At 70.9% G+C, this 25,587-nt stretch carries 23 protein-coding genes; 4 read left to right on the forward strand and 19 right to left on the reverse strand.

The window, feature by feature from the left end; translation table 11 throughout:
* Positions 1-6: 6 nt before the first annotated feature.
* Genes ASD66_RS05805 through ASD66_RS05835 form a run of 7 tightly spaced genes read right to left on the reverse strand, consistent with a single transcriptional unit; the run spans position 7 to position 6,746 of the window.
* Positions 7-1,056, reverse strand: a complete 1,050-nt coding sequence (locus ASD66_RS05805; protein ID WP_162251056.1) for a sulfotransferase family 2 domain-containing protein — start codon at positions 1,054-1,056, stop codon at positions 7-9.
* 31 nt (positions 1,057-1,087) lie between these two features.
* Positions 1,088-1,870, reverse strand: a complete 783-nt coding sequence (locus tag ASD66_RS05810) for a type III pantothenate kinase (RefSeq protein ID WP_056890279.1) — start codon at positions 1,868-1,870, stop codon at positions 1,088-1,090.
* Complete coding sequence (gene nadC / locus ASD66_RS05815; protein ID WP_082599333.1) at positions 1,867-2,781, reverse strand: carboxylating nicotinate-nucleotide diphosphorylase; 915 nt, start codon at positions 2,779-2,781, stop codon at positions 1,867-1,869. The genes ASD66_RS05810 and nadC overlap by 4 nt, the downstream gene beginning before the upstream one ends.
* Entirely contained in the window at positions 2,778-4,481 is a 1,704-nt protein-coding gene (locus ASD66_RS05820; RefSeq protein ID WP_056890280.1) for an L-aspartate oxidase, read from the reverse strand. The genes nadC and ASD66_RS05820 overlap by 4 nt, the downstream gene beginning before the upstream one ends.
* Before the next feature lie 9 nt (positions 4,482-4,490).
* Positions 4,491-4,910 carry an aspartate 1-decarboxylase gene (gene panD, locus ASD66_RS05825; protein WP_056688758.1) on the reverse strand — a complete coding sequence of 140 codons (420 nt, stop codon included), beginning with the start codon at positions 4,908-4,910 and terminating at the stop codon, positions 4,491-4,493.
* A 19-nt stretch (positions 4,911-4,929) separates the two neighbouring features.
* Positions 4,930-5,841 (reverse strand): pantoate--beta-alanine ligase, encoded by a 912-nt coding sequence (gene panC / locus ASD66_RS05830; protein ID WP_056890281.1) that lies wholly within the window; start codon positions 5,839-5,841, stop codon positions 4,930-4,932.
* Positions 5,838-6,746, reverse strand: coding sequence for a Rossmann-like and DUF2520 domain-containing protein (locus tag ASD66_RS05835; protein ID WP_056890282.1), 909 nt, complete (start codon positions 6,744-6,746; stop codon positions 5,838-5,840). The genes panC and ASD66_RS05835 overlap by 4 nt, the downstream gene beginning before the upstream one ends.
* Positions 6,747-6,929: 183 nt before the next feature.
* Here ASD66_RS05835 and ASD66_RS24370 point away from each other — a divergent pair, with 183 nt between their 5' ends.
* On the forward strand, positions 6,930-7,685 hold the full coding sequence (locus ASD66_RS24370; RefSeq protein WP_056890283.1) for an SAM-dependent methyltransferase: 756 nt from the start codon (positions 6,930-6,932) through the stop codon (positions 7,683-7,685).
* A 10-nt stretch (positions 7,686-7,695) separates the two neighbouring features.
* Here ASD66_RS24370 and ASD66_RS05845 read toward each other — a convergent pair whose 3' ends face one another.
* Positions 7,696-9,489 (reverse strand): class I SAM-dependent methyltransferase, encoded by a 1,794-nt coding sequence (locus tag ASD66_RS05845; protein WP_056890284.1) that lies wholly within the window; start codon positions 9,487-9,489, stop codon positions 7,696-7,698.
* 269 nt (positions 9,490-9,758) lie between these two features.
* Here ASD66_RS05845 and ASD66_RS05850 point away from each other — a divergent pair, with 269 nt between their 5' ends.
* A complete protein-coding gene (locus ASD66_RS05850; protein ID WP_056890285.1) occupies positions 9,759-11,837 on the forward strand; it encodes a glycosyltransferase family 2 protein in 2,079 nt (692 codons plus the stop codon).
* Between the two features lie 220 nt (positions 11,838-12,057).
* Here ASD66_RS05850 and ASD66_RS05855 read toward each other — a convergent pair whose 3' ends face one another.
* Entirely contained in the window at positions 12,058-14,196 is a 2,139-nt protein-coding gene (locus ASD66_RS05855; RefSeq protein WP_056890286.1) for an acyltransferase family protein, read from the reverse strand.
* 129 nt (positions 14,197-14,325) lie between these two features.
* On the opposite strand from ASD66_RS05855, the gene ASD66_RS05860 reads away from it, so the two are divergent.
* Positions 14,326-15,723, forward strand: coding sequence for a bifunctional cytidylyltransferase/SDR family oxidoreductase (locus ASD66_RS05860; RefSeq protein ID WP_235529970.1), 1,398 nt, complete (start codon positions 14,326-14,328; stop codon positions 15,721-15,723).
* Between the two features lies 1 nt (position 15,724).
* Here ASD66_RS05860 and ASD66_RS05865 read toward each other — a convergent pair whose 3' ends face one another.
* The 4 genes from ASD66_RS05865 to ASD66_RS05880 all read right to left on the reverse strand — a co-directional run bounded on the left by ASD66_RS05865 (position 15,725) and on the right by ASD66_RS05880 (position 21,087).
* Positions 15,725-18,616 (reverse strand): CDP-glycerol glycerophosphotransferase family protein, encoded by a 2,892-nt coding sequence (locus ASD66_RS05865; RefSeq protein ID WP_056890287.1) that lies wholly within the window; start codon positions 18,614-18,616, stop codon positions 15,725-15,727.
* 119 nt (positions 18,617-18,735) lie between these two features.
* Positions 18,736-19,713, reverse strand: coding sequence for an ABC transporter substrate-binding protein (locus ASD66_RS05870; protein WP_056890288.1), 978 nt, complete (start codon positions 19,711-19,713; stop codon positions 18,736-18,738).
* On the reverse strand, positions 19,637-20,440 hold the full coding sequence (locus ASD66_RS05875) for an ABC transporter permease (RefSeq protein WP_082564165.1): 804 nt from the start codon (positions 20,438-20,440) through the stop codon (positions 19,637-19,639). Before ASD66_RS05875 ends, ASD66_RS05870 begins: the two co-directional genes overlap by 77 nt.
* Positions 20,437-21,087: an ABC transporter permease gene (locus tag ASD66_RS05880; protein WP_235529971.1), complete on the reverse strand. Its 651-nt coding sequence runs from the start codon at positions 21,085-21,087 to the stop codon at positions 20,437-20,439. The genes ASD66_RS05875 and ASD66_RS05880 overlap by 4 nt, the downstream gene beginning before the upstream one ends.
* Before the next feature lie 54 nt (positions 21,088-21,141).
* Here ASD66_RS05880 and ASD66_RS05885 point away from each other — a divergent pair, with 54 nt between their 5' ends.
* Positions 21,142-22,128 carry an ABC transporter ATP-binding protein gene (locus tag ASD66_RS05885; RefSeq protein ID WP_321163492.1) on the forward strand — a complete coding sequence of 329 codons (987 nt, stop codon included), beginning with the start codon at positions 21,142-21,144 and terminating at the stop codon, positions 22,126-22,128.
* A 124-nt stretch (positions 22,129-22,252) separates the two neighbouring features.
* Here ASD66_RS05885 and ASD66_RS05890 read toward each other — a convergent pair whose 3' ends face one another.
* Genes ASD66_RS05890 through folP form a run of 6 tightly spaced genes read right to left on the reverse strand, consistent with a single transcriptional unit; the run spans position 22,253 to position 25,584 of the window.
* Complete coding sequence (locus tag ASD66_RS05890) at positions 22,253-22,840, reverse strand: hypothetical protein (protein ID WP_056890289.1); 588 nt, start codon at positions 22,838-22,840, stop codon at positions 22,253-22,255.
* A 9-nt stretch (positions 22,841-22,849) separates the two neighbouring features.
* Positions 22,850-23,347 (reverse strand): DUF3180 domain-containing protein, encoded by a 498-nt coding sequence (locus ASD66_RS05895; protein ID WP_082599337.1) that lies wholly within the window; start codon positions 23,345-23,347, stop codon positions 22,850-22,852.
* Positions 23,344-23,913, reverse strand: coding sequence for a 2-amino-4-hydroxy-6-hydroxymethyldihydropteridine diphosphokinase (folK, locus tag ASD66_RS05900; RefSeq protein WP_056688790.1), 570 nt, complete (start codon positions 23,911-23,913; stop codon positions 23,344-23,346). The genes ASD66_RS05895 and folK overlap by 4 nt, the downstream gene beginning before the upstream one ends.
* Positions 23,910-24,281: a dihydroneopterin aldolase gene (gene folB / locus ASD66_RS05905; RefSeq protein ID WP_056688793.1), complete on the reverse strand. Its 372-nt coding sequence runs from the start codon at positions 24,279-24,281 to the stop codon at positions 23,910-23,912. The genes folK and folB overlap by 4 nt, the downstream gene beginning before the upstream one ends.
* Positions 24,278-24,727 carry a YybH family protein gene (locus tag ASD66_RS05910; RefSeq protein ID WP_056890290.1) on the reverse strand — a complete coding sequence of 150 codons (450 nt, stop codon included), beginning with the start codon at positions 24,725-24,727 and terminating at the stop codon, positions 24,278-24,280. The genes folB and ASD66_RS05910 overlap by 4 nt, the downstream gene beginning before the upstream one ends.
* Positions 24,727-25,584 (reverse strand): dihydropteroate synthase, encoded by an 858-nt coding sequence (gene folP / locus ASD66_RS05915; RefSeq protein WP_414858562.1) that lies wholly within the window; start codon positions 25,582-25,584, stop codon positions 24,727-24,729. Before folP ends, ASD66_RS05910 begins: the two co-directional genes overlap by 1 nt.
* Between the last annotated feature and the right edge of the window lie 3 nt (positions 25,585-25,587).

A 25,587-nucleotide genomic window follows, 5' to 3' on the forward strand; every position in this document is an offset into this window, starting at 1 on the left:
CCGACGTCAGCCCCTGCGGGCTTTCGCCAGACGCCTGCGGACCCGGCCGGCCGACCTCCGGGCCCGACTTCCGGCCTTGCGGATCGGGTTGACCGACAACCGGGCGACGTCGTCCTCGAGGGCGGCGATCCGCTTGCGGGACTGGTCGTTCTCGGCGCGCTCGGTGCGGGCGAGTCGGTGAAGCTCGTCGATACGCCGGCCGAGCTGCGACTCGGTCTCACATGCGGCCAGATCCTTGTCGCTCCACGGCTCAGCGGCCTCCGTGCGGGAGAAGTCCCAGAGGTGGCCGAAGCGGTCGAAGTCATCTGCATACAGCTCTTCGATGCGTTCGCGGATGCCGTTCTCGAAGAGCGCCCCGATGGGTCGCAGGGGCGTCGGGTTCGCCCGTGGAACATGCACCTCGCCCTGGTATCCGACCTTCGTCAGGTGTTCGGAGAGATCACTCGTGAGCTGCTTGAACTCGCTGATCTCATAGACGCGGGTGTAGGGGATCGCGTGCTCGACCAGCATGTCGACCTGCCCACGGAAGTGGGGGTCTCGACGGAGAATGTGCTGGGGCTCGTTCTCGAAGAAGGCAACGAACTTTGCGAAGTCCTCGATGACGCTCTCGCGGGTGAGCGGATGACGGGGGTACCAGTCCCGGTTCCGGAACTGCGTGATGTGCGGGTTCTCCATCAGGACCTTGTTCTGCCACGCGGAGAACAATCGGAGCCTCGGGTCTCGCACGACAGCGAAGATGAACCAGTCGTTGTCGGGACGGATCTCGGCACGCTCTTCGGGAGTGAGTTGGCTCAGGCGTGGAGACACCTGCCACAGGTCACGGTTGTGCACGGCCTCCGAGTCCGCGATGTAGCCGCTCCAGCCGGCCTTGAAGGTGGAGAGGTCCTCGCCGGCGAGGTCCGCCATCATCCACTTCAGACTGGTGCACGCGTTCTTGTTCAGCGACTCGAACATCACCTTGGCCTCGGGTGCCAGGTAGGTGCGCAGGACCGCCCCGGGCACCTCACGCATGGCTTGGAACATCGCATCGTCCGGCGGTGACAGTTCCTCGCTCATGACCGAAAGCATAGGCGGAGGCTACCCGGCGCTACGCCGGGGTGTTGCGGTGGAAAACGATTTCGAGACCGATGAGTGTCAGGTGCGGCGCGAACGACGTCAGGGTGCCGCACTCGTCGAGCACGATCGGCGCCATGTGGCCCGTCGCCACGACGTTCACCGACCCGTTCGGCTCGCCCAGCTCGGCGATCATGCGGGTGGTCAGCCCGTCGACCATGCTGGAGTAGCCGTAGAGCATCCCGGACTGGAGCGCCTCGACGGTGTTCTTGGCGATCACTGTGCGTGGGCGCAGGATCTCGACCTTGCGCAGCTGCGCGCCACGGCGGCCCAGCGCCTCCAGGGAGATCTCGAGGCCGGGCGCGATCGCGCCACCGATGTATTCACCGTTGGCGCTGATCACGTCGAAGGTGGTCGCCGTGCCGAAGTCGACCACCACCGTCGGGCCGTTGTACAGGTGTGCCGCGGCGAGGGCGTTGATGATGCGGTCGGCGCCGACCTCGCGCGGGTTGTCCATCAGCACCGGGACCCCGGTGCGGATGCCGGGCTCGACCACGACGGCCGGCACCGTCGGGTAGTGGCCGGTGAGCATCTCGCGCCATTCGTGGAGTACGGCGGGCACCGTCGAGCACACCGCGATGCCGGTCAGGTCGGCCTCGTCGATCGCGCCGGAGACGAGACCGCGCACGAGGACGGCCCACTCGTCGGAGGTGCGGCGCTCGTCGGTGGAGACGCGCCAGTGGGCCGCGACCTGTCCGCCGTCGAGGAGGCCGAGCACGGTGTGGCTGTTGCCGATGTCGGCGGCCAGGACCGTCACGGCCGCAGGTCCATCGCGATGTCCATGACTCGCGCGGAATGGGTCAGCGCACCGACCGCCAGGAAGTCGACCCCGGTGGCGCCGTACTCGGCGGCGTCCTCGAGGGTCAGCCCGCCGGAGGACTCGAGGGTGGCCCGGCCCGCGGTCAGCGCGACCGCCTCCCGCAGGGTGGCCGGGTCCATGTTGTCGAGCAGGATCTGGTCGACACCGATCTCGAGCAGCTGGCGCAGCTGGTCGAGCGAGTCGACCTCCACCTGCACCGGCACCTTGGGGTAACGCGCCCGGATCAGGTTGTAGGCCTCGACGACCCCGCCGGCAGCCACGACGTGGTTGTCCTTGACCAGTGCCATGTCGGAGAGGGAGTGCCGGTGGTTGACCCCGCCGCCGGCGCGAACGGCGTACTTCTCGAGGTCACGCCAGCCGGGAATGGTCTTGCGGGTGTCGCGCACCCGGGCGCCGGTGCCCTCGAGCGCACGCACCCAGTCGGCGGTCGCCGACGCGACGCCGGAGAGGTGGCACGTGAAGTTCAGGGCGGTGCGCTCGGCGGTCAGCAGCAACGCGGTGGGGCCGGTGACGGTGAGCAGCACGTCGCCCTTGCTGACCCGGGTGCCGTCCTTGACCGGCCGCTCGACCGTGATGTCGTTGCCCATCACGTAGCGGAAGACGAGCTCACCGAGGGCCAGGCCGGCCACGGTGCCGTCCTCACGGGCAACGAAGTCGGCGGTCTCGACCTGGTCGGCCGGGATGGTCGCCCAGCTGGTCACGTCGTCGCCGGGGAGGTCCTCAGCAAGGGCCGCGACGACCGCGCGGTGGATCGCCCGGGCCTCGAGGCCCGCCTCACCGAGCTCGACGGCCAGGTTCGCGGGCATGTCGTCACACGGCAGGGCGACAATGCGGTCGACGGCACTCATGGGCGGGCTCCTGCCGGTTCGGCGGGGTGGGACGGGTCGGTCGAGGGCGCCGGGTGGAACGTGACGTCGAGGTCGTCACCGACGAGGTGGGCGTCGAAGTGGCCGGACCACGCCTCGTCGCGCTCGGGGAAGTCCTCGCGCCAGTGCGACCCGCGCGTCTCGCGACGGCCGAGAGCGGCCTGTGCCAGGGCGGTGGCGATGGTGAGCAGGTTGGTGGCCTCCCAGGCCTCCACCCCCTCGTCGCCGGCCGTGGCCGCCAGCGCCGGGAGCTCGGCGAGGGCCTTGCGGACGCCGTCCTCGCTGCGCAGCACGCCGACGTACTCGGTCATCAGGGTCTGCATCTCGGGGCGTACGGCAGCCGAGGCGACGTGCGCCTCCCGGTCGTCGTCGACCGGGCCTGCCCATGGCCGCAGCTCGCCGGGCAGTACGTCGGCGATGCGGCGCGAGAACACGAGGCCCTCGAGCAGCGAGTTGGAGGCCAGCCGGTTGGCGCCGTGCACGCCGGAACAGGCGACCTCGCCGGTGGCGTAGAGGCCGGCCACGTCGGAGCGACCGAACAGGTCGGTGGCCACGCCGCCCGAGGCGAAGTGGTGTGCGGGTGCGACCGGGATCAGCTCGCTGATCGGGTCGACGCCGTGGGAGCGGCAGACCCCGAGGATCGTCGGGAAGCGCTTCTCCCAGAACTCTGCGCCGAGGTGGCGGGCGTCGAGCCACATGTGGGCCTTGCCGGTCTCGTGCATGCGGCGGGTGATCGCCTTGGCCACCACGTCGCGCGGCGCCAGGTCGGCGAGCTCGTGCTGTCCCTGCATGAACCGGTTGCCCTCGAAGTCGACCAGGAACGCGCCCTCGCCCCGGACCGCCTCGGAGATCAGCGGTTGCTGGCCGCGGGAGTCGGGGCCGAGGTACATCACGGTGGGGTGGAACTGCACGAACTCGAGGTCGCGCAGCGCGGCTCCTCCGCGCAGGGCCAGCGCCATGCCGTCGCCGGTGGAGACCGACGGGTTGGTCGACTGGGCGAAGACCTGGCCGAGGCCGCCGCTGGCCAGCACCACCGCGCGGCAGCGCACGGCGCCGACGCCGTTGCGTTGCCCCTCGCCGATCACGTGCAGGGTCACCCCGGCGACGCCGCCGTCGGCCGCGCGCATCAGGTCGATGGCCAGCGCGTGCTGGATGACCTCGATCTCGGGGGCGGCCTCGACCGCGGCGATCAACGCGCGCTGGATCTCGGCACCGGTGGCGTCTCCGCCGGCGTGCGCGATGCGGTCGCGGTGGTGGCCGCCCTCACGGGTCAGGGAGAGCACGCCGTCGTGGTGGTCGAAGTTGGTGCCGAGGGCGATCAGCTCGCGCACGGCATCGGGCCCCTCGGTGACCAGGACGCGTACGGCGTCGGTGTCGCAGGCCCCGGCGCCGGCCACGAGGGTGTCGCGCTCGTGCTGCTCGGGGGTGTCGCCCGGGCCGAGCGCGGCGGCGATGCCGCCCTGGGCCCACTGCGTGGAGCCGGCGTTGAGGACGTCCTTGGTGACCACGAGGACCGTGGCACCGTCGTCGTCGGGCCTCTCCCGGAGGGCGGCATGGATGCGCAGGGCAGCGGTCAGCCCGGCGATGCCGGAGCCGATGACCACGACGTCTGAGCGCGTGGTCCAACCGGGCTCGGGGGCACTGAGGCGTCCCGTCAGTCCGGCGTTCTCGAGGAGGGCCATTCGGGCAGGTTAGCGGCTGGCCGTGACGTCGCCGCGCAGCAGGCCGGACCCCTCGGGCGCCTCGGCCGGGTCGAACCCTGTGGCCAGGACCTTGTTGTCGGCGTCGACGAAGACCACCGACGGCTTGTACTCCTTGGCCTCGGCGGTGTCCATCTGGCCGTAGCCGATCAGGATCACCACGTCACCCGGGTGCACGAGGCGGGCAGCGGCACCGTTGATGCCGATGACGCCCGAGCCACGCTCTCCCGCGATCGTGTAGGTCTCGAGGCGGGCGCCGTTGGTGACGTCGACGATGTGGACCAGCTCGCCGGAGAGCAGGTCGGCGGCGTCGAGGAGGTCCTCGTCGACCGTGACCGACCCGACGTAGTGCAGGTCCGCCTGGGTGACGGTCGCGCGGTGGATCTTGCTCTTCATCATGGTGCGCAGCATGTGCTGTCTCCCTTGTTGGTTACGGAGTTCGGAGAGCCGCGGACGGCTCCGGGTGGTCGGCGGTGCCCAGGTGGACGGGCATGTTGTCGATCAGGCGGGTGGTGCCCACGCGGGCGGCGATGATCACCCGGGCCTCGCCGTGTGCGGGGGCCGGGCCCAGGTCGGTCCCGGTGATCACGAGGTAGTCGAGGTCGACGCCGTCGGAGGCGCGCAGCTCGGCGCGGGCCGCGGCCAGGGCCGAGTCGGCGCCGTACATCGCGTTCTCGCGGGCCCGCAGCAGTGTGCGGGACAGGGCGACCGCGTGCTCGCGGTCGGCCGCCTCGAGGTAGCGGTTGCGCGAGCTCAGGGCCAGGCCGTCGGCCTCGCGGACGGTCTCGCCGCCGACCACCTCGACGCCCATGCAGAGGTCGTCGACCATGCGGCGGATCAGGGCGAGCTGCTGGTAGTCCTTCTGCCCGAAGACCGCCACGTCGGGACGGACCAGGCCGAAGAGCTTGGCGACCACGATCAGCACGCCGCGGAAGTGGCCGGGTCGGGTGGCACCTTCGAGGATCGAGCCGAGCGGCCCCGGGTCGAGGGTCACCTGCGGTTCGACGACACCGTCGACCGAGCCGGGGTAGACCTCGTCGACGGCCGGCGCGAACACGATGTCGACACCGTGCTCGCCGCACAGCGCCAGGTCGGCGTCGAGGGTGCGGGGGTAGCGGTCGAGGTCTTCTCCGGCGCCGAACTGGAGCGGGTTGACGAAGATCGAGACGACGACCGGACCGTCGCCGACCTCGGCCCGGGCGGCCTCCATGAGGGAGGCGTGCCCGACGTGGAGCGCACCCATCGTGGGCACGAAGCCGACCCGCTTGCCGGCGCCGCGGGCGTCGGCGAGCAGGCCGAGGAGCTCCTCGCGGGTGCTCGCGAGAACGGGGGTGGAGGTCATCGCCGGACGACTCCGGTGACCGGGATCGTGGGTGCGACGGCGCCGTCGAGGACGCGGGTGAGCGTGGCCGCACGGATCGGCAGCAGTCGGCCGTCGGAGACCGCGCGGGACAGCGTGGCGCGGGCCATCGCGACGTACGACGGCACGGTCTGCGGTGCCGAGACCACGAGATCGGCGAGGTGTGCACGGACGGTGTTGACGTCACCGCGCACGATCGGGCCGGTCAACGCAGCGTCGCCGTGGTTGAGCGCGTTGTCGAGGGCCGCCTCGAGGAGCGGGCGGAGGGTGCCGGCCGGGTCGTCGCCACCGGCGGCGACCAGCATCTCCATCGCCTCGGCGACGAGGGTGACGAGGTGGTTGGCACCGTGGGCGAGACCGGCGTGGTAGAGGATCCGCTTGTCCTCCGGCACCCACATCGGGCGGCCGCCGAGGTCGGCGACCAGGGACTCGGTGAAGCGGCGTTCGGCCGGACCGGCGGTCACGCCGAACACGATGTCGTGCAACCGGTCGAGGTCGAGCTCCGTGCCGGTGAAGGTCATCGCCGGGTGCAGGGCCACGGCGCGGGCGCCGAGGGCGGTGGCCGGAGCCAGCACCTCGAGGCCGTGCCGGCCGGAGGTGTGGACGACGAACTGGCCGTCGCGCAGGGAACCGCTGGCGGACAGCATCTGCACGACGTTGTCGAGCATGTCGTCGGGCACGGTGAGCAGGAGCACGTCGCAGGCCCGGGCCACGGCGCTGGGCTTGTCGACGACGACGCCGGGCAGCAACGCGTCGATGCGACTGCGGGAGGCCTCGGACTCACCGGCGACGGCCACGATCTCGTGGCCCGCGGTGCGGAGCGCGGATGCGAGTACGGCGCCGACGCGTCCTGCGCCGACCACGCCGATACGGAGCGGTTCAGACATGTGCTGCAAGCCTTTCGTTCCAGTCCCTCCGATTTCCTGCTCCTCGTGGGCGAGGGGCTGGCCGGTGTGGGTACCAGACGGTGTGCCTTCAGTTGATTGCAACAACGAGGCTACGCCGATCGTTTCCGGCTGGGAACATGCCGGTCGGTGGGATGGATCACAGCCCGCGTAACCTCCTTGACCATGAGCACCACCAGTCTCGGCATGCCCGCGTTGCCTCCCCGGACCGCCCAACCGACGTGGAAACAGGCCTGGGACTCCGCGCTCTACGGCCCCGACGGCTACCTGCGCACCCAGCCGGTGGCGCTGGAACGCGACCGCGACGAGCTCGTGGACTTCCTGCTGCCCCGGCTGCGCCAGCACTCGTCCGTCGCCCTGCTCGGAGCGGCCGGCACGCTGGCCCCCGCGCTCTCCGGGCTGCTTCCCGGCGTCTCGCTCCGACCCGACCTCCCCACCGGGTTCCACGGCATCGTGGTGGCCGTCGACTGGCTCTCCCACGTGCCGACCCACGTCGTACAGGCCGATGACGACGGCCGCCCGCGCATCGTGCACGTCGACCCGATCTCCGGCCAGGAGTCACTCGGCCTGCTGCTCTCCGAGCCTGGGGTTCCACCGACGCTGCGCGAGTGGCAGGAGTCGTACTGGCCGCTCGAGGCCGACTTCGCGCGCGCCGAGATCGGCACCACCCGTGAGGCGGCATGGCGCGACGTACTGCGGTGCCTGGAGTCCGGCGAGGCGATCGCGGTCGAGCACGGGCACCAGCTCGACGACAGGCCCGAGGCGGGCACCCTGCGCGCGCCCGGCGACCTGCCGGCGATCCCCGACGGCACCCGCGACCTGTCGGCCGACGTCGCGCTCGACGCACTCGTCGAGGCGTGCGGCGGCGCCGTCGTCACGACCGACGGCCCCCAGCGCATCGAGTGGAGCAGCCGGGGCTGACGACGCTTCGTCAGGCCGACCCGCGGCGAGCGATCACCCGGTAGAGCACCGGGTCCTCGTTGCGGTACGGCGACAGCCCGGTGCCCTCGATGTCGTAGAGCACCTCGAAGCCGTGGCGCTCCTCGAGGGAGCTGCGGAACGTCTCGGCGGACTGGAACCGGCGGTAGTGGTTGCCGTGGATCTTGGCGTTCGCCTCGTCCTTGTCGGTGCGGAACTCGGCGGCGAACAGGTCGCCCGGGCGCGCAGTGGAGGCGATCGCGTCGAGGACGACGTCCTGCACCTGCTCGTGGACGGCATGCAGGAAGAAGCGGAGGTAGAACGCGACCGGGCCCTCAGCGCCTGCAATGACCTCTTCGAGGCTGGCCTGGAGGGCGCCGGGCACGGCCACGTCGCACACCTCGAACGCCACCCGCTCCAGGCCCGCCTCCGTGGCCCCGTGGGTGGCGTGGTCGATGGCGACCGCGGACTGGTCCAGGCCCACGACCCGTCGGCCGGCGGCGCCGAACGCCCGTGAGTCACGGCCGTCGCCGCAGCCGATGTCGACGACGGTGCCGGGCAGGTCGGGTCGCGCGGAGACGAGGTCGAAGAAGGTCGAGCCGTCGGCGAAGCTGTTGCGCGCGTAGAAGGCGGCCCAGTAGACGCGGGAGCGCTGGGCGTCGCTCAGCGTGGCGTCGTCGGCCACGTCGGTGCGGCTCAGCGTCCAGTTGAAGCCAGGCTTGGGCAGCCGCCAGTCGTCGCCGTACACGTGCTCGACCATCTGCTCGGCGTTGGCCGGCACCAGCACCCGTCCGCCGGGGAAGTCGACGGACTTCGTCTCCGTCCAGTCGCTGCGCGTGAGGGTGCTCGTGCCGGCCACGCCCCACGGGCAGCGCAGTCGCTCGTCGTCGTCGAAGAAGAGGTGAAACAGGTCGATGCGCAGGCGGCGCTGGTCGGGGTCGTGGATGTGCAGCATGCGGTGGCGCAGGTCGACGTGGAGTCCGGCCTCGAGCAGTGCGAGGGCGATCTCGACCAGCTCGGCCGCCGCTTCCGGTCCGGTGGTGTGACCGGAGACGTAGGCGCAGTCGAAGTCTGCGTCGTGGCCGATGTAGCCGCCTTCACGCACGGCGCCGAGCAGCGTGCCGTACATCGCGAACACGTCGTGGCCGAACCGCTCGCCGACGACCTCGGCGGTGCGCCGGTAGAGGCCCATCATCGCCGCCTGCCACTCGGTGTCGACCTTCTTCGACAGCGTGATGTGGCCGAACTGGGTGAGCACGTGGCCGTCGGCGACCCGCTCTGCGAGGTCCTCGGGGGTCAGGTCGCCGTTGCTGCGCGGGGAGAGGTAGGTGCCGTGGCCGACGATCGGAAGCGCTTGGTCGAGGTGGCGCACGGTGAGCTGGTGTCTGCGTTGCATGAAGGCCCAGACGCCCTGGATCTGGAACGAGAACGTGCGGATCTCGTCGGGTGAGTTGCGCCGGCCCTCACGCGGTCCCGCCGCCACCCCCCGCTTCACCGGCACCTGGTCCTCGGCGCGACCCTCGTCGCTCCACGAGACCGCCATGCCGTCCATCGATCCGCCCGCGGTGGGGTATGTCGACGAGAGCTGCACGTGGCCGACGTGCAGCGTCACCGGCGTCGGCGGGGTGCCGACCGGCACCGAGATCCATCCGGCGAGCTGCTTGCGACCGACTCGTTCGACGACACCGAGGACCTGTGGAGCGCCTGCGTTCGGACGGGCCTCGCGAAGCCGGGTCCGCACCCGCCGTGCGACCGCCCCGGCCCGTCGTCGTACTTCCCCGGTCAGTCCGGCGTCCCGGTCCGGCATGCGTTCTCCAGTCTGCTCTGCGTGATGGCTCGGCCCTGCTCTTCGAATTGACCCACCTTGCCAGAGACGCCACCCGCTTCGTCGGAGGTGCCACCCCGGGTCACGTCGGCCGACCCCGGGCCCGGCTCCCGGTCGACCACCTCTGCACTCCCTGATGCGTCGTACCGCCGCTGTTAGAGTGCGGTCGCGGCGGCCGGATCACCTCCGGCGCCCCGAACTTCGCGAAAGGCTCCGATGTTGCTCCCCTCCCACGGCGAAGCCCGCTGAGCGTGGCCGCCGAAGGAGTGCGCGCGGCTCCCGGCAAGGTGCGCCGGGCCGTACGCCGACGCCTGGCCGCGAGCAACCCGGTCCTGACGGTCGTCATCCCGGTCTACAACGTGGCGGCGTACCTGCCCGAGTGCCTCGACAGCGTGCTGGGCCAGACGCTGTCCGAGCTCGAGGTCATCGCCGTCGACGACGGTTCCACGGACTCCTCCCCCGAGATCCTGCGTGACCGCGCCCGTCGTGACCCACGGCTGCGGGTGATCACGCAGGCAAACTCCGGTCAGGGCATCGCCCGCAACGTGGCGGCCGCCCAGGCCCGCGGTGAGTTCCTCACGTTCTGCGACGCCGACGACACCGTGCCGCCGCGCGCGTACGCCCACATGATCGGCGTGCTGCGAGAGACGGGGTCCGACTTCGTGGTCGGGGCCGCCCGACGGGTCGCCGCCGGGAAGAACCTGGGCGTCGCCTTCCGCGATGCGCACCTCGTCGACCGGCTCGGCACCACGATCGAGGAGACGCCGGTCGCGATGCAGGACATCATCGCCTGCAACCGGGTGGTCCGGACTGCGTTCTGGGTCGATCGGGTGCCGGCGTACCGCGGCCACATCGCCTACGAGGACCACGTGCCCGGGTTGGCGGCGTACGTCCGGGCGGAGCGCTTCGACCTGCTGACCAACGTCACCTACAACTGGCGGGTCCGCGAGGACAACACCTCCACCGGGCAGCAGAAGGCGAACCTCGAGAACCTCCTCGACCGGATCGCGGTGAAGGAGGAGGCCAGCGAGTTGCTCCTCGCCGAGGCCCCGCCGGCGGTGTACGCCGCGTGGGTGGGCCGCTGCCTGAGCGTCGACTTCCCGCCGTTCCTCGCACACGGGCTGGTGGGGAACGACATGTACCGCAACGTGCTGAGCGCGACGTACCGCACGTTCCTGGACCGCGCCTCGACGGAGACGTGGCTGGCCGTGCCCCAGGTGAACCGTCTGCGTGGGTGGCTGTGCGCGCAGGGGCGCTGGAGCGACCTGGCCGCGGTCGACGAGCGGATCGAGACCCGGGGACGCCTGCCCCGCACGGAGGTGCGTGACGGGCTCGTCCTCGCGGTCCGCGAGCCCAGCCTGGCCGACGTCCCCGACGAGCTCTGGCAGATGTCGGAGCAGGAGACCGGGTTGATCGCCGCCGTCAGGTCGGTGCACTCACCGGCCCCCGGCACCGTGCGCATCTCCGGCTTCGCGGCGATCCGTGCCCTGGACTGCTCCCACGAAGACCCGCAGACGCAGGCCTGGCTGCACGACCCGTCGACCGGCCGCACGGTCCCGCTGTCGGTGGAGCAGTACGCCGACCCGGCGGCGAACGTCTGGACCAGTCACCTCAACGCCAGCTACGACCACGCGGCGTTCCACGTCGACGTGCCCGCCTCGGAGCTGGGTTCGAACCCGGACGCGACCTGGGTGCTGCACCTGAAGGCCTCGCAGCAGGGCGTCGTCCGCGAGGGCACCGTGCATGCCGCCGTCGAGGGATCTGCCGGACACCACCTGCGTCCGGTCGAGGTGGGCTCCGGCTCCGTCACCCCCGCGCTCTCCGGTGGTCTCGGCCTCCACCTCACCGTCAGCCCCGACAACGCGGGTTCCGGTGACGAGCTCGCTGACGCGGTTCTCCGCGACGTCGAGCTGACCGACGGGACGCTCGTGCTGACCATGGAGTCACCGGACGGCCGACGCCCGGCCGCACTGCGCCACGAGACCACCGACCTGGAGCCGACGTACGTCGAGCCGGCGCACCTCGAGCCGGCATACGCCGAGCCCGTCGGCGACGTCGAGCCGGGGCACGTCGAGCCCGGCGGCGACGTCACGCGGATCGGCTTCGGACTGGCCGACCTGCCCGACGGCGACCTGCTCCTCGGCACCCCGGACTCCCTCACCGTGGCGCCTGACCTCTGGCGGCGCCTGCCCGTGGCGCTGACCTCCGGCGACCCGGCCTCCGGCGACCCGGCCTCCGACGACCTGGCCTCCGGCGACCTCAGCGTCGCCGTGCTCGTACGCCGAACCCGCCAGCTCGTCCTCCGCCTGTCGCGAACCGTGCATTCTTGATGCGCGAGCACCGGGTTCTTGATGCGCGAGCACCGGGTTCTTGGTGAACGCGGCGCCGCCTTTCGCGTTCAGCGGTAGCGGAAGGCTCGGCGAAGGGGTCAGGACAGCCCTGGGCTACCGCTGAACGCGATCTCGCTGGTTCCACCAAGAATCCGGTGTTCGACGCGCAAGAACGCACGGTTCGCGCATCAAGAATCCACGGTTCGAGGGGCGTGCTGGGTCAGCGCTTCTTGTTGAGGGACTTCTCGACCATCGGCACGAGGTCACGGCCGAGGAACGGGCCGAGCGTCTCGGAGTACGTCGCGGTGATGTGCGAGGCGTCGAAGTAGACCGCGACCCCACCGACGGCGACGTCGCAGTACTTCGGGCCGCAGATGCGGTCGGTCAGGTCGACGACGGAGACCATCGGGTCGTCGATGTCCTCGGCCGCGTTGGCGAGGGCGTCGTTCGGCACCCAGTCCTTGCGGAGGCCGGTGCAGGCACCCAGGCCGTCCTCGTGCTCGGCCGTGCACTCCGGGCCGTTCACGTCGGTGGAGCCGGGCAGCGGGGTGTCGTGGATGACCACGACGCGCTGGCCCTGGGCGATCCAGTCGGAGAGGTAGTCGCGGTAGCCCTGCTCCCACAGCTCCTGCTCGTTGCCGTCCTCGGCGTCCACGGGCTTGCGACCGTTCCGCTCGGAGGTGACCACGACGTCGAAGTCGCCCTTCGCGGTCGTGTCGAGCACCCGCTGGCCCCAGTCGAGGCAGCCCTCGGACTCCTCGTCGGTCTTGAACTCGACCTTGGTGCGGGTCGCGGTGCACTCCGAGGCGAGGATCGTGGTGATGTGCCAGCCCTGCTTCTCGGCGACCACCTGCAGCGCGGGAAGCCAGTGCCCGGCGTGCGAGTTGCCGACCAGCGCGATGTGTACGTCGGACGCCTCGTCGCCGTACTCACACGTCTTGAGGCCGTCGAACGGGATCCACTCCCAACAACCGTCGCGGTAGGCGTCGGACTTGTCGTCGATGGCCAGGTTCGGCGCGGGAACGACCGGGCCCTCGGTGATGCGCGGGCACTGTGACCCGTCGGCGAGCGAGGCCGCGCCGAAGCAGGGGTCGTCGCTGCCCTTGGCGTCGGAGAGTGCCTGGCGGGCCTGGTCCTGCTGCTTCTCGAAGTAGCGGTCGAGCGTGTGGGCGGCGCCCCAGACCAGTGCCATTGCGAGCACCATCGCCAGGAACGGCTTGAACAGTGGCTTGCGGAACCGGGCCTGCCGGAAGACGTCCTCGATGAAGTACTTCGTCAGGGTGGCGAGCACGAGGGTGACGACGATGATCGCCAGCTTGTTCTCGAGGGTGAGCGGGTGGCCGGTCGCCTGCGGCACCAGCACGACCATCGGCCAGTGCCAGAGATAGACCGAGTAGGAGATGTCCCCGAGGAACTGGATCGGCTTCCACGCCAGGATCGGTCCGGGCGAGTGCCCCTTCAACGGTGCGTCCACGGCGATGACGGCCACCGTGCCGAGCACCGGCAACAGGGCCTGCCAGCCCGGGAACGGCGTGCTGCCGGTGTAGGTGAATGCGGTCAGCGCGATTGCCCCGAAGCCGAGCCAGGCCACGGCGGAGCGGGCCGCCTCGGGGATCAGCACGTGCTCGTGGTCGACGTCGCGGCCGAACGCGCGCCGCGACAGCAGGCCGGCCAGCACGCCGCCGAGCCCGAGCTCCCAGATCCGGGTGGGGGTGACGAAGTAGGCCGCGGCCGGGTTCGAGGCGGTCTCGGTGATCGAGTAGACCAGCGAGGCGGCCACGGCGAGGGCCAGACCGGGTACGACGACCCGGGTCGCCGGGCGCCTGAGGACCCGCGCCAGCACGAAGAGCAGCAGGAGCAGGATCGGCCAGCCGAGGTAGAACTGCTCCTCGATCGAGAGCGACCAGTAGTGCTGCACCGGCGACGGGGCAGCCTCGGCCGCGAGGTAGTCGACCGAGCTGGAGGCGAGGTTCCAGTTGACGTAGTAGAGGGTCGCGGCCTTGATCTGGGCCGCGGTGCTCCCCCACTCGGTCTCGGGCGCGAACATCCGGCTGCCCACCACGGAGAGCGCCAGCACAAGCAGCGACGCCGGCAGCAGCCGCTGGATGCGACGCGCCCAGAAGCCCAGCAGGTCCTTGGCACCGGTCGGCGGGTGCGCCAGCAGGTGCGAGGTGATCAGGAAGCCCGAGATCACGAAGAAGACGTCGACGCCGACGAAGCCGCCGGTCATCCGGTTCGGCCAGAGGTGGAACAGGAAGACCAGGCTGACGGCCAGTGCTCGGAGGGCCTGGATGTCGGTGCGGACCAGCGTCGCTGTCGCCTTCGCCTTCACGGTCAACGGGCTCAGGGTGTCGGGCACGTGCAGCCTTCCGGCGGGACTAAAGAACGTCGGTCAGGATAACCGCCGACCCGGCGGGACCCTATTCACGTCTATCCTGTGACCGGCCGCAACCGGGGCCGCCACGGCGGTCCGACCTCGAGGAGCTTGGTGAAGAACATCGCAGTACTCCTGGCCGGAGGCGTGGGCACACGCGTCGGCCTCGACATCCCCAAGCAGCTCATCAAGATCGCCGGGCGGCCGATCATGGAGCACACGCTGGCCACCCTCGACGCCCACCCGATGGTCGACGAGATCATCATCCTGATGGCGCAGGGCCACCTCGACGCCGTGCACGCGATGATCCGCACCGGCGGCTACACCAAGGTCACCCAGGTGCTCGAGGGCGCCGAGACCCGCAACGACACCACGCTCCGCGCGATCCGCGCGATCCCCGACGAAGAGGCCAACCTCCTCTTCCACGACGCGGTCCGCCCGATGGTCACCGACCGCATCATCAGCGACTGCTTCGAGGCGCTCGAGAAGTACGACGCGGTCGACACCGCGATCCCGTCCGCCGACACGATCGTCGAGCTCGACGAGAACGGCATCATCAGCAACATCCCGCCGCGGGCCCGACTGCGCCGCGGCCAGACGCCCCAGTGCTTCAAGGCGTCCGTGATCCGTCGGGCGTACGACGAGGCCGGCAAGGACCCCGACTTCGAGGCCACCGACGACTGCACGGTGGTGCTCCGCTACACCCCCGACGTACCGATCGGGATCGTGGCCGGCGACGACCGCAACATGAAGGTCACCGAGCCGATCGACGTCTACCTGGCCGACAAGCTGTTCCAGCTGACCTCGACCGACCTGCCGGCACCGCGCACGGAGCAGGAGTACCGCGACGCCCTGGCCGGCAAGACGATGGTGGTCTTCGGTGCGTCGTACGGCATCGGCCTGGACCTCGTCGAGCTGGCCCGGTCCTACGGATGCACGGTCCACGGCTTCAGCCGTTCGGGCAGCCGCACGCACATCGAGCGGCGCGAGGACGTCGCCAAGGCGGCCCGCCAGGTGATGGAGTCCGACGGCCGCATCGACTTCGTGGTCAACACCGCCGGGGTGCTCCCCCGCGGCCAGCTGGCGGAGACGTCAGAGGAGACGATCTACGCGGCCACCGAGATCAACTACGTGGCCCCCGTGCTGATCGCCCAGGAGTTCTACCCGCACCTGCGGGCCTCCGGCGGGTCCTTGCTGCTGTTCACCAGCTCGTCGTACACCCGCGGTCGGAGCGGCTACTCGCTCTACTCCTCGGCCAAGGCCGCGGTCGTGAACCTCACCCAGGCCCTGGCCGACGAGTGGGCCGGCGAGGTGCGGGTCAACTGCATCAACCCGGAGCGCACCGGCACGCCGATGCGCACGAAGGCCTTCGGCGAGGAGGACCCCTCCACGCTGCTGGAGTCGACGGTCGTGGCCACCGCGGCCCTCGACGTGCTGCTGGCCCGCCAGACCGGCCACGTCATCGACGTCCGCAAGTCGGACCCGCTGGCCCTGGCCGACGACGAGATCTGACCTACCGGGGGAAGAGCAGGTCGACGGCGCGGGCGGCCGAGCGACCGTCCTGCCAGGCGTTGTACGTCGCGTTGAACTCGTCGATCGCCCACGCCCACTCGGCGGTCAGCGCCGGCACGTCGCGGACCAGGTCGATCACCTGCTCCGTGGTGTCGACCAGCGGCCCGGGTGCCGAGTTGGTGAACGGGAACAGGAAGCCCCGCTTCTCGTCGGCGTAGTCGACGAGGTCGGGCACCAGGAACACCATCGGCTTGCCGGTGAGCGCCATGTCGAAGCGCAGCGAGGAGTAGTCGAGCACGGCCACGTCGGCGGCCAGGATCAGGTCGTTGATCTCGGGGTACGCCGACACGTCGAGCACCCGCGCGCCCGACCCGGGCGGGTGGTGGAACCGGTGGCCGCGCAGCAGCACCACGTGGTCGGGGCCGAGCCGCTCGGCCATCCGCGCCACGTCGAGGTGCTGATGCATCGGCGCGGCCCGGTAGTTGGTGGCCAGGTCGTCGCGCCAGGTGGGGGCGTAGAGGATCGCGTTCTGGCCGGGCGCGATGCCCAGACGGTCACGCGCCAGCTCGCGCAGTGACTCGGCCGCCGGGCCCACGAGCACGTCGTCGCGCGGGTAGCCCTGGTTCAGGTAGGTGCCGTCGAAGCCGTACTGCTCGCGGTAGTGGAGCTCCATCTCGGGGCTCGGCACGCACGCCACCGTCCACTGCCGGGCGGTGTTGTCGAGCTGGGACTCCAGGCGCAGCGGCGAGAAGTTCTTCGCCCGCCACAGGCCGGTGCCCATCGCCTTGGAGGGGTAGCCGTGGAACGTCTGCACCAGTCGCTGGCCGGGCCTCGTGCGGAAGAAGCGGTTCATCTCGATGTTCGTCACGACGGTTCCCGCGCGGGCCAGCACGTCGTACCACCCGCGGCTGCGGATCAGCACCGGCCGGCTGCCCACGGGCGCCGGGACGCTGTGGTCGGCCACGCCCCACACCGCCCGCAGCTCCGGGCGGTGCTGGCGCATCTCGTCGAAGATCGCCCGCGGGCTGTCGGTGGTTCCGGAGCCGGCGTAGCTGTGGAACACGACCAGGTTCGGGTCGAGGGGTGCGGTCGTCGCGGCGTACGTCGCCCGGAGGCGGGCCTGCGCCCAGGGGCCGAGCTCGTCCTCGCGCAACGGCGCGGCCAGGTCGACCAGGATCTGGTCGCGAAGGCCCCGCACCAGGCGGATCCGGTGGCTGCGGGTGAGGCGCTCGCGAGGAGTCTGGTCGGCAAGGTCGCGCGGGATCGGCAGGTCGCCGTGGGCGCTGGCCGAGGCCCAGGCGAAGTGCCAGGTGCCACTGGGGAGGGGTCGCGCGGACAGCTCCCACGGCTGGTGGCGCAGCGGCACCACGGCGGTGAAGTCGCGACCGTTGGTGGTCACCCGGGCAGGCACCCGCCAGTCGCCGTTGCGGAGCTCGAGGGTGAAGTCGGCCGGGGTGGTGCCGTGCAGCACGATCGACTCCCCCAGCTCGACGGCCGAGACGACCGGCGCCGAGGTCGGTTCGGGGCGCGGCTCCGGCTTGACCCCGCGGTGGATGCGGAAGCCGTGGCGACTGTCGAAGGACGCGCGCCCGGACAGGCCGACGTCGGGCAGCCCGGCAGAGCCGCGGGCGTCGCGATCCGTGGCCCGTCCCCAGAGGGTCACACCGCCCACGGAGAGGCCGATCTCGAGCGTCCACGGGCCGTCCAGCGTGAGCCAGTTCGGGTCGACGGCGATCTCGAGGCCGGCGGCGTCGTGGTTCTGGTAGGCCTGACGGAAGTGCCGGGTGGCAGCGCGGTCGGGGCGGCTCTCGGGGGTCAGTGCCACGCGTGCACCGGTGCGGGCGTGGGCCATGCGGGCCCGGAACTGCGGCGGGTGCGCGGCGAAGTCGATCCAGCGACAGGCCGCGAAGACCGTGAGCCGCACGAGGTGGCCGTCGCGGCGCACCCGGCGCAGCGAGACCTCCAGCCGGGGGCGGATCTCGAACACGTCGTCGGGGACGTCGACCCCCGGCACCGGCAACACGGCCAGCAGCCGCTCGCCGTCCAGCCGGGTGGGGAACTGGCCCTCGTCGAACCAGCGGTCCGCGGTGAACCTGCTCATCGCGGCGGCGTGACCGTGGGCCACCAGCCACAGGCGGAGCCGGGTCTCGACAGGAACGTCGAGGTGCCGGGCGCGGGGCAGGGTGTCGAGGGCGGTCGAGACCGCCTGGGCGAAGGCGGTCGTCTCGCCCGCGGTGGCGTGCTCGAGGTCGTCGAGGAACGCGCCGGCGTCATGGCACAGCACCCGGACCAGTACGTCGGGGTTGGTCAGCCCGGCCAGCATCCACGCGAACTCGCCGATCTCCGCGCAGGCGGCCGGCACGGTGCCGAACGGTGTGGACCACGTGCTGTCCGTGTCGCGCGTCGTGCGGTCGGCCAGCTCGCGCGCCGGAGCCGCGTCGAGGGCGGCCTGCCCGAACCGGCCGTGCGCCTCGAGGAACTCCGGCGCCGACTTCGCGCGCCACAGGCGGGCGCCGAGGGTGGCCCCGCGCCCGGAGAGGGTGTCCTCGGCGGCGGCCAGGTCGCCCACGAGCGTGGCCAGCGCCCAGGGTTCCAGGGCCTCATTTGCCTCGAGGTAGAGGAGCGTGTCACTGGAGGCGGAGGTGGTGCCGGCATTGCGCGCCGCGTTCGCGGTCTCGTTGGGGAGCAGCACCCGCACGCCCTCGATGCCGCGCAGGTCGGTGGGACCGACGCCGCCCCAGGGGCAGAGCAGGATCTCGGACGGCGGCTCGTCCTGGCCGGCCAACGACTCCAGGCACACGCCGAGGTGTCGCACCTGCCGCGGCCCGACCGTCACGACGACGGCCACCGACGTACGACGGCGGCGCACCGCACGGCGTACCCGATCCAGCACGTGTCCTCCCACTCCCAGCCGACCCGTCGGCAGTTCCTGACGAGCCGTGATTTGCTGCCGAGCCTAGTGGAGGTCGGGTGCTTCAGCCGGGAGCGTCCGACCTCGAGGACCGGGGTGTGTCAGAGCAGGTCGTGGTCCTCCAGGTAGTCCTTGGCCACGTCGGAGGCCTTCTCGCGCTCCGCGGTCACCCGGCCGTTGAGCTCGACCAGGTCGTCGGTGGTCAGGATCGCCATCAACGGGTTGAGCACGTCGGCGACGTCGGGGTGGGCCTTCAGGAACTTCGTGCTCACCGCGGGCACGAGGTTCTGCACCGGCTGGACCGCCTTGTCGTCCTCGAGCAGGACCATGCCGCGGGCCTCGAGGGTGCCGTCGGTGGTGCTGGTCAGGCCGAGCTGCGACTCGTCGTCCTCGACCGACTTGAAGGTCTGCGCGCTGGCGAAGCCGAGCGGCAGGATGTTGTCGATCTTGATGCCGTAGACCTCCTCGAGGCCCTTGCCGCAGTCGAGGCGCTCCGCGCAGTCGGGGTGCGCTGCCAGGGTGACGGTCTTGCCCTCGAGGTCGGAGAGCTTGCTGACCGAGTTCTCCTCGGCGTACTCCTCGGTGACGAAGAACGCGTTGGTGTCAGCGGCCTCGGCGGGGTCGAGGAGCGTGACGCCCTTCTTCTTCAGCACCCCGGCACCGGCGGCGAGCGTCGCGTCGAGGTCACCGGTGCTCAGCGGCTTGGCGTCCGCGCCGTTCTGCGTCGTGTTGAGGAACTCGATGGTGCCGCCGACGTACTCGGGCGCCACGTCGATGTCGTCGGGGAACTGGTTCATGTAGATGTCGCGGCTGGTGACCAGCTTGGTCTCGACGTCGTAGCCGGCCTTGTCGAGCAGCAGTTCGTACATGCTCGCCATCAGCGCGGCCTCGTCGAACGACTGGCCGGACAGTCGCAGCTCGCCCTTGTCCGTGTCGGTGTCCGTGCTGGCGGTGTTGCTCGACGTCGCCTTGTCGTCGCCCTTGGTGTCGTCGTCCGAGAGGTCATCGCCCGCGCAGGCCGACGCCCCCATCAACGACGTCGCCATCAGTGCCGCCACCATCATCTGTCGTACCCGCATGGTTGCCACCTTCTGTGTCCCGTGGTCGAGTGCCACGCGTGTCCGGTCGTGCCGTCTGGAGGGAACGCTGCACCATCGCGGCGGAGACTTCAAGGAGCAGGGCCACGGCGGCGACGACAACCGCTGCGCCGATGCCCTGCGCGTAGTCGTGCTTGTAGAAACCGGCCGTGATCAGGTTGCCGAGCCCCGGGCCGTCGACCAGCGCGGCGATGGTGGCCGTGGCCCACACCTGCACCAGCGCCAGGCGGACTCCGGCGGCCACCAGGGGCATGGCCAGCGGGAGTTCGACGCGGACGAACCGTTGCCATCCGCTCATGCCCATGCCGTCGGCGGCCTCGCGTACGTCGCGGGGCACCTCGTCGACGCCCACGTAGGCGTTGGTGATGATCGGTGGCAGTGCGAAGAGGGCCAGGGCGATCAAGGTGGCCAGTCCGGCGCGGCCGTAGGGACCGAGGTGCTCGGTGCCGACCGGCTCCCACATCACCAGCAGGGCGAGCACGGCGAACGTCGGCACCGCCCGGCCCACGCCGGCCACGTTGATCGCCACGAAGCCGCCCCGGCCGAGGTGCCCGAGCCACAACGCGATCGGCAGGCCGATCGCCAGCGCCACTCCGAGGGCCGTGAAGGTCAGCAGCAGCTGCTGGAGCAGCAGGTGCCAGATGCCGTCGTCGCCAAGCCAGTTGGCGCCGTCGCCCAACCAGGCCGCGGTGTCGCGGAGGAGCCTCATGCGCGCACCCCCCTGGTCCACGGCGTGGCCAGGCGCTGCACCAGCATCAGCGCGACGTCGAGCACCAGCGCGATCGCCACGCAGATCAGGCTCGCGGCCAGGACCTGGGCACGGAAGTCGTTGGGTACGCCGACGAAGAGCAGGTTGCCGAGTCCGCCGTACGACACCAGGGCACCGACCGTGGTCAGTGCGACGGTGGAGACGGTCGCGATGCGCAGGCCGGCCATGATCACCGGCAGCGCCAGCGGCAGCTCGATGCGCCACAGAAGCCTGGCCCGCGAGTAGCCGAGCCCGGTCGCGGACTCGATCACCTCGTCGGGCACCGCCCGCAGCCCCTCGACCATGTTGCGCACCAGGATGGTCAGCGAGTAGAGCGCCAGGCCGAGGACCACGGTGGTGCGGGTCAGTCCGGTGAACGGCACGAGCAGCGGGAACAGCGCCAGCGACGGCAGCGTGTAGATGCCCGTGCAGATGCCGAGGATCGCGGCCTCGAGCTTCGGGAAGCGTCGGGCCAGCAGGGCCAGCGGCAACGCCATCGCCAGTCCGAGCAGTACGGCGAGCGCCGTGATGGTGAGGTGCTGGACGGTGGCGTCGATCAGCTCCTGCTTGCGATCGACGTAGTAGTCGCCGCAGAACCATTCGTTCACGAACAGGCTGTAGCAACTCGGCTCGTCGGACGCGCCTGTCGATAGGGTCACCCCATGGACGGTATCGAAGATCCGATGATCCGGCTGTCAGGCGTCAGCAAGACGTACGCCGACGGCACGACCGCCGTCCATGAGCTCGACCTCGAGGTGAGGCGCGGCGAGATGGTGACGCTCGTCGGCCCGTCCGGCTGCGGCAAGTCGACCACCCTGAAGATGATCAACCGGCTGATCGAGCCCACCACCGGATCGATCTTCATCGACGGCGCCGACGTGACCGACGCCGACCCGGTCAAGCTCCGCCGCGGGATCGGCTACGTGATCCAGCAGGTCGGCCTGTTCCCGCACCAGAAGATCCTGACCAACGTGATGACCGTGCCGCTGCTCTACGGCGAGTCGAAGTCCGTGGCCCGACGCCGCGCCCTCGAGCTGATGGAGCTGGTCGGCCTCGAGCCCGACCAGCACGCCGACCGCTACCCGCACCAGCTCTCGGGTGGACAGCGTCAACGCGTCGGCGTGGCCCGGGCCCTGGCCGCGAACCCGCCGGTGCTGCTGATGGACGAGCCCTTCGGCGCGGTCGACCCCGTCGTGCGTGGCCGGCTTCAGGAGGAGTTCCGGCGGCTCCAGCGCAACCTGGGCAAGACGGTCGTCCTCGTCACCCACGACATCGACGAAGCCGTGCGCATGGGAGACCGGGTCGCGGTCTTCGCCGAGGGCGGCCGCCTCGCGCAGTACGACGTACCGGCGGTGGTGCTCGGCTCGCCGGCCGACGACTTCGTGGCGTCATTCGTGGGCGCGGCCCGCGGCCTGCGGCGGCTGGCGGTCACGCCGATCGACCCGGCCCACCTCGAGCCCCTGGACGGCGTCCGCGCCGGAGAGCTGGGCGCGGCCATCGACGTCGGCGCAACCCTCGAGGACGCACTGGCCCTGATGATGCGCGAGGACAAGCCGATGGTCGGCGTACGCCGCGGTGCGCAGTTCGTCGGGGTGCTGACCCCGAACGGCATCCACAAGGCCCTGCGCGCCTCCGTCAACGACGCCTGACCCGCCCCTCCCCGTGTAACGCTCCGTCCATGTCACTTCGCACCCGACCGGCAGGGTGCGAAGTGACGACAACCCCGCACAAGTCGTGCGGGGTTGTCGTGTCGTACGGCGACCAGAGGTGCGGTCAGGCGTGCTTGCGCACCGGCATCGCGGCGGCGTCCTCCCAGGCAGCGAGCTCGACCTTGAGGTCGGTGACCTGCTGCTCGAGCTCGGCGGCCAGCACGATCGCCTCGGCGGCGCGCGTCTCGGAGTCCTCGAGGCGACCGGACTCGGCGGTGAGGCGGGCCTCGGCCTGGTCGGCGCGACGCGACTCGTTGCCGAGCTTGAGGGTGGTCTCGGCGACCTTGCGCTGGGCCAGCGAGAGCTCACCCTCGAGCTCGTGGATGAGCTTCTGGCGAGCGGCGATCCGGTCGGTCATGGTCTCGGCGAACTTCTGGCTCTCGCGGGTGCGCTCGTCGGTCAGCACCGAGTAGGCCTTGGCCTGCTCGGCACGGTCACGGGCGGCGTCCTTGCGGGACTGCATGAGCTCGGAGTGGGTGATCTTGGTGGCGGCGGCCCCGAGGAGGACGGCCAGCACAGCAGAGACGGCGACGAGAAGGGACGATCCGCCGACCAACGCGCCGAGGACGACGAGGGAGGCGATCATGATGAGGGCAACTGCGACCGTGATGCGGGTGCTCCGCTGACGGCGTCGGGCGTTGGGGGAAGCCATGCATCCAGACTAGGCGCCGTCGCCGCCGTCCCGGACCCGACACGCACGCTCGAGCAGTAGTGCTGCACCACACATGAGTCCGCCGCCCACCGCCGCGATGCCGGAGCGCAGGCTTCGCTGGTCGGCGAGCTCGGCCGGCAGGCCCAGCCAGGCCACTGCGTAGCCGGCGTAGCCGCCCGCGGCCAGGGCCCCGACCAGGGCACAGGCCTTGGCCAGCACCAGCCGGTTCACCGCCCGATGCGGCTCGAGGAACTGGCGTCGCGCGATCGTGCGGTGCGTGGCCCACGCGGTCGCGCCCAGCATCGCGGCGACCAGGAACAGCGCCAGCACCTGGATCCAGGTCACCACCGGCGAGGAGTCGGCGTACCGCTGGGTGAGTGGGCGGATCGCCCAACCGACGACGAGGCCGACCGTCAGGCACGCCGCCAGTGCACCGGCGGCCGTGGGCACGACGCGGGGCTCCTCGGGCGGACGCTCGTCCCCCGGCCCCGCGTCGGGAAGGGTCACTGCAGGTCGAGGGCCAGGTCGTCGCGGAGCTTGATGCCGCTCTGGTCGGCGGCCTCGAGGAGCTCGGCGACGGGGCCGGCGTCCGGCAGCACGGCGTCGGGCTCGAGGTCGAACCACGGCTTGAGCACGAACGCCCGGTCCTTGGCGCGCGGGTGCGGGAGGCGCAGGAAGTCGTCGTTGGCCCTGCGGTCACCCACCACGATGAGGTCGACGTCGAGGGTGCGGGGCGCGTTCTTCTCGCTGGGGCGGACCCGGTCGAAGGCGTCCTCGATGGCGAGGGCGCGGTCGAGCAGCGTCGAGGCGGGCAGCGTGGTGTCGAGGAGGACGACGGCGTTGAGGAACTGCTCGGAGCCCGGGGGCGCCCCGATCGGCTCGGTCTCGTAGACCCCGGAGACGGCCGTCACCCACACGTCGGGGGTGTCGGCGAGGGAGTCGACTGCCCCCTGGAGGCTGGCCAGGCGTTCGCCGAGGTTGGAGCCCAGTGCCAGCACCGCACGTCGGATCGGGTGCATCTCACCGGTGAGGGTGTCGGCATCGATGATGTTCGGGTTGGGTGTCTCAGTCACGGCTGCAACGTCCTCTTCCGGGTAATCGTCAGCGCAACATCCGAGAATGTTGCGTCAATGGGCGCGTCCGGCTTGTGAACCGTGACCCGGGTCCATTCAACACGATCGTCCAAGAGGCAGACGTCCGCTATCCGTTGGGCCAGGGTCTCGATCAGGTCGACCGGGTCGGTCTCCACGGCGGCTTTCACCGAATCCACGAGAATTCCGTAGTGCACGGTCTCACGCAAGTCGTCGGTGCGTGCCGCGGGGGTCGTGTCGATGCCCAGGACGAGGTCGATCACGAAGATCTGTCCCTCACGGCGCTCGAAGTCGAAGACACCGTGGTGCCCGAAGCACTCGATGCCGCTCACGGCCAGCTCGTCGGTCATTCGTCCTCCAGGTCGAGGTTGGTCAGAACCGGCCCTGCCTGATGGCACCAGAGCAGCCAGTCGGCACCGATCCGGTGGTAGACGCTGGTCACCGCCAGCTGCGACCCCGGCAGGTCGACGACGTCCTCCAGGGTGAGGACGCCGGGCAGGATGACGTTCTCCACGCAGGCCAGCCAGGCGACGCTGCCGCGTACGGCGACGTTGAGGTCCTCGAAGAGGAACTGGATGCCGGACGTGAGCTCGATGCCCTCGCTCAGCTGCGTGCGGACCTCGTCACGGCCCATGACGCCCGGCACTCCAGGGAACGTGCAGCTGATGTCGTCGGCGTCGATCCAGAACCCGAGGGCGGCGGCCGCGTCACCGCGCTCCCAGGCGGCGTAGAAGGCCCGGTGCGCGGCCTCCACGGCGGCCTCCTGGCCGGTGGTGTCGCCGACGCCGGCGATCATCAGGCCTCACCCGGGTCGTGCGCGAACCGCTCGACGACCCGGATCGCATCGGCACTGGCGCGTACGTCGTGCACCCGCACGCCCCACATGCCCTGCAGGCTGACGATCGTGGTGAGGGCCACGTTGGCGTGCTCGCGCTCTGCCACCGGCCGGGGTGCGTCTGCGGAGCCGAGCAGGGTGCCGAGGAACGACTTGCGACTCGACCCGACCAGCACCGGGCGACCGAGGCCGACGAGCTCGTCGAGGTGCTTGAGCAGCTCCCAGTTGTGGTCCGGTGACTTGGCGAACCCGAGCCCGGGGTCGACCACGAGGCGCTCGAGGTCTACACCGGCGGCCAGCGCGTCGTCGATGCGGGCCGACAGCTCGTCACGGACGGCGCCCACGACACCGCCCGGGCCGTCGTACACGGCGTGCTGCTGCATCTCGGTGCTGTGCGCCCGCCAGTGCATGGCGACGTACAGCACGTCGTGGTCGGCGGCGACCCGCAGGATGTCGGGGTCGGCCAGCCCTCCGGAGACGTCGTTGATCACCAGTGCGCCGGCCAGGGCGGCGGCCTCGGCGACCTCGGCGCGCATGGTGTCGACCGAGACTGCGGCGCCCTCGGCGGCCAGGGCGCTGATCACCGGCACCACCCGGTCGAGCTCTTCGGAGACCAGCGGACGGGTCGCTCCGGGACGGGTGGACTCGCCGCCGATGTCGAGGATGTCGGCGCCCTGGGCGATCAGCTCGCGGCCGTGGGCGATCGCGGTGTCGGTGGTCGCGAACCGTCCCCCGTCGGAGAACGAGTCGGGGGTGACATTGACGATGCCCATGATCCGCGGACGGGTCATCGGCTCGGTCAGCGCACCGGATCGCACCGG

The sequence above is a fragment of the Nocardioides sp. Root151 genome (assembly GCF_001427925.1).
In the GTDB taxonomy this organism is placed as follows: Bacteria; Actinomycetota; Actinomycetes; order Propionibacteriales; family Nocardioidaceae; genus Nocardioides.